This is a genomic window from Tabrizicola sp. T46, assembly GCF_057219895.1.
Genome location: NZ_JBXVVV010000001.1, coordinates 437,300 through 449,728, shown reverse-complemented (window position 1 = coordinate 449,728; position 12,429 = coordinate 437,300). Strand labels below are relative to the sequence as shown.

At 64.2% G+C, this 12,429-nt stretch carries 14 protein-coding genes; all 14 read left to right on the top strand.

Going from position 1 to position 12,429, the window contains the following annotated elements; genetic code table 11:
* The first annotated feature begins 73 nt into the window (after positions 1-73).
* The 14 genes from secY (at position 74) to AC2D9V_RS02230 (ending at position 12,429) form a co-directional block, all read left to right on the top strand.
* Positions 74-1,435: a preprotein translocase subunit SecY gene (gene secY, locus AC2D9V_RS02295; RefSeq protein WP_484712416.1), complete on the top strand. Its 1,362-nt coding sequence runs from the start codon at positions 74-76 to the stop codon at positions 1,433-1,435.
* 4 nt (positions 1,436-1,439) lie between these two features.
* Positions 1,440-2,024 carry an adenylate kinase gene (locus AC2D9V_RS02290; protein ID WP_484712415.1) on the top strand — a complete coding sequence of 195 codons (585 nt, stop codon included), beginning with the start codon at positions 1,440-1,442 and terminating at the stop codon, positions 2,022-2,024.
* A gap of 183 nt (positions 2,025-2,207) precedes the next feature.
* Entirely contained in the window at positions 2,208-2,576 is a 369-nt protein-coding gene (gene rpsM, locus AC2D9V_RS02285) for a 30S ribosomal protein S13 (protein WP_149589298.1), read from the top strand.
* A 12-nt stretch (positions 2,577-2,588) separates the two neighbouring features.
* Positions 2,589-2,984 carry a 30S ribosomal protein S11 gene (gene rpsK, locus AC2D9V_RS02280; protein WP_484712414.1) on the top strand — a complete coding sequence of 132 codons (396 nt, stop codon included), beginning with the start codon at positions 2,589-2,591 and terminating at the stop codon, positions 2,982-2,984.
* 121 nt (positions 2,985-3,105) lie between these two features.
* Positions 3,106-4,122: a DNA-directed RNA polymerase subunit alpha gene (locus AC2D9V_RS02275; RefSeq protein ID WP_484712413.1), complete on the top strand. Its 1,017-nt coding sequence runs from the start codon at positions 3,106-3,108 to the stop codon at positions 4,120-4,122.
* Positions 4,123-4,278: 156 nt separating this feature from the next.
* A complete protein-coding gene (gene rplQ / locus AC2D9V_RS02270) occupies positions 4,279-4,689 on the top strand; it encodes a 50S ribosomal protein L17 (RefSeq protein WP_484712412.1) in 411 nt (136 codons plus the stop codon).
* Between the two features lie 166 nt (positions 4,690-4,855).
* The gene (locus tag AC2D9V_RS02265; RefSeq protein WP_484712411.1) at positions 4,856-5,467 is read left to right on the top strand and encodes a helix-turn-helix transcriptional regulator; all 612 of its coding nucleotides are present in this window, start codon (positions 4,856-4,858) and stop codon (positions 5,465-5,467) included.
* A gap of 53 nt (positions 5,468-5,520) precedes the next feature.
* Positions 5,521-6,108, top strand: a complete 588-nt coding sequence (locus AC2D9V_RS02260) for an acyl-homoserine-lactone synthase (protein WP_484712410.1) — start codon at positions 5,521-5,523, stop codon at positions 6,106-6,108.
* Positions 6,109-6,216: 108 nt separating this feature from the next.
* Complete coding sequence (locus AC2D9V_RS02255) at positions 6,217-7,527, top strand: replication-associated recombination protein A (RefSeq protein WP_484712409.1); 1,311 nt, start codon at positions 6,217-6,219, stop codon at positions 7,525-7,527.
* Between the two features lie 123 nt (positions 7,528-7,650).
* Positions 7,651-8,001, top strand: coding sequence for a fluoride efflux transporter CrcB (gene crcB / locus AC2D9V_RS02250; protein ID WP_484712408.1), 351 nt, complete (start codon positions 7,651-7,653; stop codon positions 7,999-8,001).
* Positions 7,998-9,041 carry an RluA family pseudouridine synthase gene (locus AC2D9V_RS02245; protein WP_484712407.1) on the top strand — a complete coding sequence of 348 codons (1,044 nt, stop codon included), beginning with the start codon at positions 7,998-8,000 and terminating at the stop codon, positions 9,039-9,041. Before crcB ends, AC2D9V_RS02245 begins: the two co-directional genes overlap by 4 nt.
* A gap of 10 nt (positions 9,042-9,051) precedes the next feature.
* Positions 9,052-9,759, top strand: coding sequence for an ATP12 family chaperone protein (locus tag AC2D9V_RS02240; protein WP_484712406.1), 708 nt, complete (start codon positions 9,052-9,054; stop codon positions 9,757-9,759).
* Between the two features lie 238 nt (positions 9,760-9,997).
* On the top strand, positions 9,998-11,014 hold the full coding sequence (locus AC2D9V_RS02235; RefSeq protein WP_484712405.1) for an amino acid ABC transporter substrate-binding protein: 1,017 nt from the start codon (positions 9,998-10,000) through the stop codon (positions 11,012-11,014).
* A gap of 137 nt (positions 11,015-11,151) precedes the next feature.
* Entirely contained in the window at positions 11,152-12,429 is a 1,278-nt protein-coding gene (locus AC2D9V_RS02230) for an amino acid ABC transporter permease (protein WP_484712404.1), read from the top strand.

Below are 12,429 nucleotides of genomic sequence, written 5' to 3'. Positions count from 1 at the left end.
CATCACCGGAAGTTTTTCCGCGCCGCCGACCGGAAGACGGTCCGGCGGCGCTTGGCTTGAAAGAGACCAACACATGGCATCTGCCGCCGAGCAAATGGCCGCCAACCTCAGCTGGAGAACGCTGGGCAAGGCCACTGACCTGCGCCAACGCATCTTCTTCACCATCGGCCTTCTCATGGTCTATCGCCTCGGGACTTATATCCCGGTTCCGGGCATCGACGGTGAGGCGCTGCGCGATGTGATGACCCAGGTCAGCCAGGGCGTCGGCGGGATGCTGAACCTCTTCACCGGCGGCGCGCTGTCCCGGATGGGCATCTTCGCCCTGGGGATCATGCCCTACATCTCGGCCTCGATCATCGTACAGCTTCTGGCCACGATGTACGCCCCCTGGCAGCAGCTACGGAAAGAGGGCGAGCAGGGCAGGAAGAAGCTGAACCAGTACACCCGCTACGGCACCGTGGCGCTGGCGATCCTGCAGGGCTACGGCATCGCGGTGTCGATCCAGGCCGGCGGGCTGGCTCATTCCCCCGGCCTCTTCTTCATCGCCTCCTGCGTCATCACGCTGGTCGGCGGCACCATGTTCCTGATGTGGCTGGGCGAGCAGATCACCGCCCGCGGGATCGGGAACGGCATCTCGCTCATCATCTTCGTCGGCATCGTCGCCGAGATCCCTGCCGCGCTGGCGCAGTTCTTCGCGCAAGGCCGGTCGGGTGCGCTGTCGACGCCGGTGATCCTGGGCGTGATCGTGATGGTGATCGCGGTCATCGCCTTCGTCGTCTTCATGGAACGCGCGCTGCGGAAGATCTCGATCCTCTATCCGCGCCGCCAGGTCGGCATGAAGGTCTATGAGGGCAGCGCCTCGCACCTGCCGATCAAGGTGAACCCGTCGGGCGTGATCCCGGCGATCTTCGCCTCGTCGATCCTTCTGTTGCCCACGACCATCGGCACCTTCTCGGGCGGGGGGACCAACCCGGTCCTCAGCTGGCTGTCGGCGAACCTTGGCTATGGCCAGCCGCTCCACCTTCTGTTCCTGGCGGTCATGATCGTGTTCTTCGCCTACTTCTATACCTTCAACGTCGCCTTCAAGGTCGACGACGTGGCCGAGAACCTGAAGAACCAGAGCGCCTCGATCCCCGGCATCCGGCCCGGCAAGAAGACCGAGGAGTATCTCGAATACGTGGTCAACCGCGTGCTTGTGCTGGGGTCGGCCTATCTTGCGGCGGTCTGCCTTCTGCCCGAGGTGCTGATCACCGAACTGGGCGTGCCCTTCTACTTCGGCGGGACATCGGTGCTGATCGTCGTCTCGGTGACGATGGACACGATCCAGCAGGTCCAGTCGCATCTTCTGGCCCACCAGTACGAAGCCCTGATCGAGAAGTCGCAGTTGCGCGGGAAGAAGAAAACCGGCGCGCCCAAGGCCCCGGCGCGGCGCTGACGGCATGGCGAACGTGATCCTTCTGGGCCCGCCCGGCGCGGGCAAGGGAACGCAGGCCAAGCGGCTGGAAGAGACGCGCGGCATGGTGCAGCTCTCTACCGGCGACATGCTGCGGGCAGCGCGGACCAGCGGCACCGAAATGGGCCGCAAGGTCGCCGAGGTGATGGAACGCGGCCAGCTGGTGACCGACGAGATTGTCATAGGGCTGATAGAGGAAAAGCTTGAAGCAGGCGCCGCGGGCGGGTTCATCTTCGACGGCTTCCCGCGCACGCTGAAGCAGGCCGATGCCCTGGGCGCGCTCCTTGAGCGCCGGGGGATGAAGCTGGACGCGGTGATCGAGCTGGTGGTGGATGACACGGCCCTGGTCGGCCGGATCGTCAAGCGCGCCGAAGAGGCCCGTGCTGCCGGCGAGGCGGTCCGCAAGGATGACACGCCCGAGGTCTTCGAGGTTCGCCTGCGCGAATACTACAAAAGCACGGCACCCCTGATCGGCTATTACTGGGCCAAGGGAGACCTCGTGCAGATCGACGGGATGGCCGGAATGCAGGATGTTGCCACGGCGATCGCATCGGTTCTTGACAAGGCCTGAGAAACTGATCTCGCGGCCTTGACGCCTTCCCGAAAAGCCCCTAATGCACGGCGTCCCGTGGCAGAATCGGCCTGACGGGCCTTCCGCATTGGAAGTTCGGACCACCGGGGGCGCCTGCCCCGTGGTGGAGTTGTGAAAAAAGGTTCTGGCACTACGGAACCGCAACAGAAAAGGACGACACGTTTGGCACGTATTGCTGGCGTCAACATTCCGACCGCGAAACGGGTTCCGATCGCGCTCACCTATATCACCGGGATCGGGCCGCACACGGCCGAGACGATCTGCGAAGCGCTGAAGATCGACCGCGCCCGCCGCGTGAACCAGCTGACCGACAGCGAAGTGCTGGCGATCCGCGAATACATCGACGCGAACCTGACCGTCGAAGGTGACCTCCGCCGCGAAGTCACGATGAACATCAAGCGTCTGATGGACCTTGGCTGCTACCGTGGCCTGCGTCACCGCAAGGGCCTGCCGGTCCGCGGCCAGCGCACCCACACCAACGCCCGCACCCGCAAAGGCCCCGCAAAGGCCATTGCCGGCAAGAAGAAATAAGGGGGCCCGGATATGGCACGCGATACCAAGGCCGTCCGCGGCAAGAAGAAGGAACGCAAGAACATCGCCGCTGGCGTCGTTCATGTGAACTCGTCCTTCAACAACACCAAGGTCCTGATCTCTGACGTTCAGGGCAACGCGATTTCCTGGTCGTCCTCGGGCACCATGGGCTTCAAAGGGAGCCGCAAGTCGACGCCCTATGCCGCCCAGCTGGCCGCCGAGGATGCAGCCCGCAAGGCGCAGGAACACGGCATGAAGACCGTCGAGGTCGAAGTGCAGGGTCCGGGTTCGGGCCGTGAGTCGGCGCTGCGCGCGCTGGCTGCCGTGGGTCTCAACATCACCTCGATCCGTGATGTGACCCCGCTTGCGCACAACGGCTGCCGTCCGCCGAAGCGCCGCCGCGTTTAAGGCAATCATTTCGGCCGGGCTGCGGGGGGATGCCCCCTCGCAGCCCGGTTTTCGTCGTTTACGATCCTCGGGCGTCCGTAGGCTTAGGACATCGGCAGCGGACAAGAATAGGGGCTTCAGCATGATCCACAAGAATTGGCAGGAACTCATCAAGCCGTCGCAGATGGTTGTGAAGGCGGGGGCCGATGCCGCCCGCACCGCGACCGTCATCGCCGAGCCGCTGGAGCGGGGCTTCGGCCTCACCCTCGGCAACGCGCTGCGCCGTGTCCTGATGTCTTCGCTGCAGGGCGCGGCCATCACATCCGTCCAGATCGACAACGTCCTGCACGAGTTTTCGTCCGTTGCCGGCGTGCGTGAGGACGTCACCGACATCGTTCTGAACCTCAAGGGCGTCAGCCTGAAGATGGAAGTCGAAGGGCCGAAGCGCCTGACGATCTCGGCCAAAGGGCCGGGCGTGGTCACCGCGGGCGACATCAGTGAATCGAACGGGATCGAAGTCCTGAACAAGGATCACGTGATCTGCCACCTGGACGATGGCGCGGACGTGTTCATGGAACTGACGGTCAATACCGGCAAGGGCTATGTCGCCGCCGACAAGAACCGCCCAGAAGATGCGCCGATTGGTCTGATCCCGATCGACGCGATCTATTCGCCGGTCAAGAAGGTCAGCTACGAAGTCACCCCGACCCGCGAGGGCCAGGTGCTGGACTATGACAAGCTGACGATGAAGATCGAAACCGACGGCTCCCTGACGCCGGATGACGCCGTGGCCTATGCCGCGCGCATCCTGCAGGACCAGCTGTCGATCTTCGTCAACTTCGACGAACCGGAATCGGCCAAGGCCGGCGAGATCGACAGCGGGCTGGAGTTCAACCCACTGCTTCTGAAGAAGGTCGACGAGCTGGAGCTTTCGGTCCGTTCGGCCAACTGCCTGAAGAACGACAACATCGTCTACATCGGCGACCTGATCCAGAAGACCGAAGCCGAGATGCTCCGCACCCCGAACTTCGGCCGCAAGTCCCTGAACGAGATCAAGGAAGTGCTGTCGGGCATGGGCCTCCACCTTGGCATGGATGTCGAGGACTGGCCGCCGGAGAACATCGAGGACCTGGCCAAGCGTTTCGAGGACCAGTTTTAACCGCCGGTCTGAAGCCCGACCTACGTAGGGCGGGCTTCAGACCGCCGAACCGACAAATGCCCGGACAGCCGGGGAAACCATGGGCATCCCGCCCCAACGACGCCGCCCGCACGCACGGGCGGCAACACAAAGCAAAACGACGTTTAGGAGATCATCATGCGTCACGCCCGCGGCTACCGCCGCCTGAACCGTACCCACGAGCACCGCAAGGCGCTTTTCGCCAACATGGCCGGCAGCCTGATCGAGCACGAGCAGATCAAGACCACCCTGCCGAAGGCCAAGGAACTGCGCCCGATCGTCGAGAAGCTGATCACGCTGGCCAAGCGCGGTGACCTTCACGCCCGCCGTCAGGCCGCGGCGCAGCTGAAGCAGGACGCCCATGTCGAGCGGCTCTTCGCCGTGCTGGCCCCGCGCTACAAGGACCGCCAGGGCGGCTATGTCCGCGTGCTGAAGGCCGGCTTCCGCTATGGCGACATGGCACCGATGGCGATCATCGAATTCGTCGATCGCGACACCAGCGCCAAGGGCGCCGCCGACCGCGCCCGCGAGGAAGCGGCCGAAGCCTGAGGCTTCACTTATGCAATTGACGAAAGGCCCGCCATAACGCGGGCCTTTTTATTTGGACGAAACGCAGCGTTGCGCGTCGTATTGCTGCAATACAGCTTGCGCTGATGCCTCAGGCAGACAAGATCAATCTGCAGTAGAATCGCACGAGTTGCATAAGTGGTCCCCAATGTCCGAAAAGAAATCCATCGCCATGTTGCTTGACCGGCTCAACCAGCTTGCTCCGATGGGTTACACGGTCGGGCTTCACATCCGATTTGCCACACCGCTTGTCTACAAAAGCTCATATCCCCCCGCATGGGTCGAGCATTACAACAGCCATTCCTACTATCTGCGTGACCCGCTGGTTTTCTGGGGCGTCGGCGTCGAGGGCACCACGAGGTGGAGCTCGATCCCGTTGCCTGACCCGTTCGGCGTGATGAAGAAGGCCGCAAGCCACGGCCTGAAGTACGGTGCGGTGTCATCCTACGGCCCGATCACCTCGCGCTCGATTGTCGGGATCGGACGTTCGGACCGTGAGTTCAACGAGGAAGAACTCGAGCGGTTGAAGGAACTGACCATCCAGTTGCATATCGAGGCAAAGCCGCCGTCCGAACTGACGAAAGCGCAGATCGAAGCGCTGCAATGCCTTGCCAACGGGGACAGGCACGCAGAGGCGGCGGAGAAACTCGGCATATCGGAAAGCGCCTTCAAGGCGCGGCTTCTGTCGGCGCGTGTCCGGCTTGAGGCCCGCACCACCTCGGAAGCGATCCGCAAGGCGCGGGAATATCGGCTGCTCTAAATTCGTGCCTTCCCCTTCAATCGGTTCTTGGACCAGAAGAAGGAGAGAAGGAAATGCTGGCCACCACGTTGTCCTACGACAACCTGCACAACCACGGCGAACTTTTCGCCAACATGTTCCGCGCCCGGCATCGGACGTTCATCCAGAACGCCAAATGGGACCTGCCCGAAGCCAACGGGATGGAGTTCGACCAGTATGACACCCCGGCAAGCCGCTGGGTCTGTGTCCACAACAACGGCGACGTTCTGGCCGGGGTGCGGCTGACGCCCACGACGCATCGCTGCGGGATCTATACCTACATGATCCGCGATGCCCAGCGCGGCCTTCTGGAAACCATCCCGCGCGATCTTCTGAACTTCGAGGCCCCGGTCGACCCGCATGTCTGGGAATCAAGCCGCGTCTTCGTCTCGAACGACGTGCCGGCGGCCGACCGGCTGCGCGTGCAGATGCAGCTGATCCACGAGATGGTGATTTCGGCGCGGGAACTGGGGGCGGTGACGCTTCTGGGGATCATTCCGGAACATTCCCCGCGCCTTGCCCGGCGGGTTGGCCTCGATTGCATCCCTTGCGGACCGGTCTTCGACGCTGGCGGCACGCGGTCGGTCTGCGTGACGATCAGCATGGCGACGAAGCTGCATTGACCGCCTGCAGCGCCGGATCATGCGGGTTTCGGTGGCGCGGACCTGCCCGTCAGGGCGGCCGGACGCTTCGGGCTTTTGCATGGCCAGCTGTGGCTTTAGACTGTGCCCATGGCAGACCTGTTCGACAGCGTTTCAACACCTGCGACACCAGGCCCGCGGCCCCTCGCCGACCGCCTGCGTCCGCAGCGCCTTGCCGATGTCGTCGGGCAAGAGGCGGTCCTGTCGCGCGACGGACCGCTTGGCGCGATGCTTGCCGCGGGGTCGCTGAGTTCGCTGATCCTCTGGGGGCCGCCCGGCGTGGGCAAGACCACGATCGCCCGGCTTCTGGCAGATGCCTCCGACCTGGCCTTCGTCCAGATCTCGGCAATCTTTTCGGGGGTGCAGGAGCTGCGCAAGGTCTTCGAGACCGCGAAGATCCGGCACCAGAACGGGCAGGGGACGCTTCTCTTCGTCGACGAGATCCACCGCTTCAACAAGGCGCAGCAGGACGGATTCCTGCCCTATATGGAGGACGGGACGATCCTTCTGGTCGGTGCCACGACCGAAAATCCGTCCTTCGAGCTGAACGCAGCGCTTCTTTCCCGCGCCCAGGTCATCGTGCTGGAGCGGCTTCAACTTGCCGACCTTGAACGGCTGGCCCAGCGCGCCGAGCAGGAAATCGGCCGCGCCCTCCCCCTGAAAGGCGAAGCGCGCGAGGCGCTTCTGGAAATGGCGGATGGCGATGGTCGGGCGCTGATCAACCTGATCGAACAGATCGCCGCCTGGAAGACCGATGCCCCCCTGACCCGTGACCAGCTTTCGCAACGCCTCATGCGGCGGGCGGCGAAATATGACAAGGCGGGCGACGAGCATTACAACCTGATCTCGTCCTTGCACAAATCGGTCCGCGGGTCCGACCCCGATGCCGCCCTCTACTGGTTCGCCCGGATGCTGGAAGGCGGCGAGGATCCCCGTTTCCTTGCCCGCCGCATCACCCGCATGGCGGTGGAGGATATCGGCCTGGCCGACCCGCAGGCGCAGGAGGTGTGCCTGGCAAGCTGGCAGACCTATGAGCGGCTTGGGTCGCCCGAAGGCGAACTCGCCCTTGCCCAGGCGGTGGTCTACCTCGCGCTGGCGCCCAAGTCGAACGCGGTCTACGTGGCCTACAAGGCCGCCCGGGCAGCGGCGCGCGACACCGGCAGCCTGATGCCGCCGAAGCATATCCTGAACGCGCCCACCCGGATGATGAAGGACCAGGGCTATGGCGCGGGCTATGCCTATGACCACGATGCCGAGGACGGCTTTTCCGGGCAGGACTATTTCCCCGAAGGCATGAAGCGCCCGGTCTGGTACCTGCCGCCCGAACGCGGGTTCGAGCGCGAGTTGAAGAAGCGGCTGGACTACTTCGCCAAGCTTCGGGCGAAACGGCAGGAGAGCTAGGCGCCGAGTTCTTCGAAGAAATCGAACCGGAGCCTTTGAAGGCTCCGGACCGGAATTTTCGAAAATTCCGGCGCCCGGCCAGCAAACATTGACTTTCCGCCGCCGCCGCCGCAAAGCACCCCCATGTCCCAGACCCTTCCCCTCATCGCGCTTGGCGGCGCACTTGGTTCCGTGCTGCGCTACCTGATGGTCGCGGCTGTTGGTGCGCCCTGGGGCACGGCGGCGGTTAACGTGATCGGCAGCTTTGCCATCGGTGTCCTCTTCGTCCTTCTCAGCACCCGTGTCGGCTGGCAGTTCTTCCTGATGACCGGGCTTCTGGGCGGGTTCACCACCTTTTCGGCCTTCTCGATGGATACGATCAAGCTGATCGTGGCCGGCCAGCTCCTCCAGGCCGCGCTCTACGTCCTTGGTTCTGTCGCTCTTTCCCTCATCGCTGTCGCGCTTGGCGTGGCCCTTGCCCGAGGCTTCGCATGACCGTCCAGCTTCTGACAGTGACCGAGGATGAGGGCGAACAGCGCCTCGACAAGTGGCTCCGCCGCCGGTTTCCGCAGCTGAATCAGGTGGCGGTGGAAAAGATGTGCCGGACCGGACAGCTCCGGATCGACAAGGGCCGCGCCAAGGCGTCGGACCGCGTGGCCCCAGGCATGGTGATCCGCGTGCCGCCCCTGCCTGATGCTCCGCCCCCGGCCGCAGCGCGGGTGCCGGGCGTGTCGGCGGCGGATGCGAAGATGATCCAGGCGGCGGTCCTCTGGAAGGACGAGCATATCATCATCCTGAACAAGCCCGCCGGACTGCCGTCGCAGGGCGGGTCGGGGCAGGGCGACCGGCATGTCGACGGGCTGACCGAGGCGCTGAAGTTCGGCTACAAGGATCGCCCGAAGCTGGTGCACCGGCTGGACAAGGACACCTCGGGCCTCCTGATGCTGGCCCGGACCGACCGGATCGCCCGAGCACTTTCCGAGGCGCTGCGCCACCGCGCCACCCGCAAGATCTACTGGGCCGTCGTCGCCGGTGTGCCGCATCCCCGGCAGGGCTCGATCAAGTTCGCCCTGGAAAAGGCGCCGGGCCGGGGCAGGGGGGGCGAGGGCGAGAAGATGCTCTGCGTCCACCCGGCAAAGCTGGCGGACCACCCCGACGCCAAGCGCGCCCATACCGACTATTTCACCCTCTGGTTCCTTGGCACCCGTCTTTCCTGGATGGCGCTGGAGCCGGTCACCGGGCGCACCCACCAGCTCCGTGCCCATATGGCCGAGATCGGGCATCCGATCCTTGGTGACGGGAAGTATGGCGGGTCCGCGCAAGAGAATGCAGGCGATGGCTGGGGTGCTGCCGTGGGCGGCGATCTGTCGAAGAAGCTGCACCTCCATGCCCGCTCGCTGAGCTTCGAACATCCGATCACCAAGAAGACGATGACCTTCACGGCGCCCTTGCCCGACCACATGGCCCGGACCTGGAAGGTTTTGGACTGGAAGGAAGACGACGTGCCCGCCGACCCCTTCGAGGCGATCAGATGAGGGGCTGCCGTTGACGGGCTGGTCGGCAAAGAGGTTCTGGACCGAGGTGACTGTCCGGCCGGAAGGGCAGGGCTTTGCCGTCCTTCTGGATGCGCGCCCGGTGCGGACCCCGCAGAAGGCGCCCCTGATCCTGCCGACCGAGGCGCTGGCGCGCGAGGTGGCCGCCGAATGGCAGGCGCAGACCGGCTCGGTGAATCCGGCGACCATGCCCTTCACCCGTACCGCCAATTCGGCCATCGACAGCGTGGCCCGGCAGTTCGATGCCGTGGCCGAAATGCTGACCGCCTATGGCGGGTCCGACCTTCTTTGCTACCGCGCCGTTGATCCCCCCGGGCTTGTCGCGCGCCAGGCCGCGGGCTGGGACCCGATGATCGACTGGGCCGCATCCGCGCTTCGGGCGCCGCTGCATGTGACCGCTGGCGTCATGCACATCGATCAGCCCCCGGCCAGCCTTGCGGCCCTTGATGCCGCCGTGCGCGGCCTGACCGCCTTCGAGCTTTCGGCCTTCCATGACCTTGTCGCCCTGTCGGGTTCGCTGGTCCTTGCGCTTGCGGTCATCCGCGGCCGACTGGGTGCGAAAGAGGCCTGGGACCTCAGCCGGATCGACGAGACCTGGCAGGCCGAACTCTGGGGCCAGGACGAGGAAGCGGCCGAAACGGCGGCGCGGAAGCGGGCGGACTTCCTGCAGGCCGACCGATTCTTCCTATTGTGCCGGTAACAAGTTTGCCCATTCCCTGTGCAACGGGTTGCATAACGGAAGATCAGATCGTGCAACCTGCCGAAAACATACGTTTTTCCTGTTTCTGGCCATCGCTGCTTGACCTTTCAAACCGCTTTCGTTGAAACTGAACGGCACTGGGAGAGGCTCACCTCCAACAGTTGCGCCGCCGCGAGGGGATCGCGGGGCACCAAAAACGCGGCCCTTTGAAGGGTCGCCCACTCAGGAAGAGGTAAGAATGAAAAGATCCGTATTCTTCGGCGCGCTGGCTGCCACCACGCTCGTTGCGGGCATGGGCATGGCCGGCACGCTTGACGACATCAAGGCGCGGGGAGAGCTGATCTGTGGGTCGAACACCGGACTGACCGGTTTCGGCGCCCCGGATGCCAGCGGCAACTGGTCGGGCTTTGACGTCGACCTGTGCAAGGCGATCGCCGCAGCGGTCTTCGGTGACGCAACCAAGGTGAAGTTCGTTCCGACCACCGGCGAGACCCGCTTTACCGCGCTCCAGTCGGGCGAAGTCGACCTTCTGGTCCGCAACTCGACCTGGACCGCTTCGCGCGACAGCGAACTGGCGCTCGATTTCGTGGCCGTGAACTACTACGACGGCCAGGGCTTCATGGTGAAGAAGGACCTCGGCGTCTCCTCGGCCAAGGAACTCGACGGCGCCACCGTCTGCATCCAGACCGGCACCACCACCGAGCTGAACCTGGCTGACTTCTTCAAGCAGAACAACATCAGCTACCAGCCGGTCACCGTGGCCGACGACTCGGAAGCGCAGCGCCAGTACCTGGCCGGCGCCTGCGACGCCTACACCACCGACGCTTCGGGCCTGGCCGCCAGCCGCGCGACCATGCCGGATGCCGAAAACCACATCATCCTTCCCGAGATCATCTCGAAGGAACCCCTCGGCCCGGTCGTCCGTCACGGCGACAACAACTGGGGCGACGTCGTCCGCTGGACCTACTACGCGCTCCTGATCGCCGAAGAGAAGGGCATCACCCAGGCCAACGTGGAAGAGGTGCTCGCCTCGACCGCTGACGAGGAAGTCAAGCGCCTCCTCGGTGCCTCGGGCGACTTCGGCACAAAGTTCGGCCTCGACAACGCCGCCTTCAAGAACGCGATCCTTGCCGTCGGCAACTACGGCGAGATTTTCGCCCGCAACATCGGCGAAGGCACCTCGATCAACCTCGCGCGCGGGCTGAACGCGCTGTGGACCCAGGGCGGCCTGCAGTACGCACCGCCCTTCCGTTGATCGGAAGGACCCGGGGGCGCCGTCAAGGCGCCCCCCTCTTCGTTTCAATGACAACCTGACCGTCAGGGGCAAGTCCCCGGAGCGTCACCGGGAAAACCCGGGGCGCGCGTGCCGGCCAAGGGATACAGGGGGAAGCCATGGCAATGGCAACGGATGCGCCGAAAGACGGCTTTCGGCTTTCGATGCTGGTCTACGATACGCGCTACCGGTCCTACACGATCCAGATCGTGGTGCTGGTGCTCTTCGCGATGGCGGTGGCCTGGCTTCTGAACAACACCGTCCAGAACCTGGAAGCGCGCGGGAAAGAGTTCAACTTCGGCTTTCTCTGGCAGCGCGCGGGCTATGACATCGGCCAGCAGCTGATCCCCTACACCAACGACGACACGCATTTCCGGGCGCTTCTGGTCGGCCTTCTGAACACGCTGGTCGTGGCCATCTTCGGCTGCATCTTCGCGACCATCCTTGGCGTGATCATCGGCGTCCTCCGGCTTTCCCGGAACTGGCTCGTGTCCCGGCTGATGACCGTCTATGTCGAGGTGTTCCGCAACGTGCCGCTTCTGCTCTGGATCCTGCTTTCTTACGTGATCCTGTCCGAAACGACGCCCCAGCCCCGCGATTTCCGCATCACTGACGAAATGGCCGCGGCTGGCGAGGCACCGGCCGCCTCGATGATGCTCTTCGACACGGTTGCCGTGACGAACCGCGGCACCAACATTCCCGCCCCGCTTTTCGACCGCAGCCTCGGGTCGCTTGACCTGGGGTTCCTGTCCCTGAACCTGAACCTTCTGGCCTTCATCCTGGCAATTGCCGGATCGGTCTGGCTTAACCGGCGCATTCTGGCCAGCGCGCGGGCCGAGCAGGAGGCAACCGGCAACCGGCCGGTGACCTGGTGGAAGTCGCTCCTGATCCTCTTCGGGCCGGTTGTCGCGCTGAAGTTCATCCTTGGCCTGCACCTCGAGATACCCTCGCTCCAGGGCTTCAACTTCCAGGGCGGGATCCTTGTCGCGCACAGCTTCACCGCGCTTCTGATCGCGCTGACGCTTTACACCGCCGCCTTCATCGCCGAGATCGTGCGCGCCGGGATCATGGCGATCAGCCGCGGCCAGTCCGAGGCCGCCTTTGCGCTGGGTCTGCGCCCCAACCGGACGATGAGCCTGATCATCCTGCCCCAGGCACTGCGGGTCATCATCCCGCCACTGATCAGCCAATACCTGAACCTGACCAAGAACACCTCGCTTGGCATCGCCGTCAGCTACCTCGACCTGCGCGGCACCCTGGGCGGGATCACCCTGAACCAGACGGGGAGAGAGCTGGAATGCATGCTTTTGATGATGCTGATCTACCTCACGATCAGCCTGATCATCTCCAGCGTGATGAACATCTACAACAAATCCGTCCAGCTGAAGGCGCGCTAA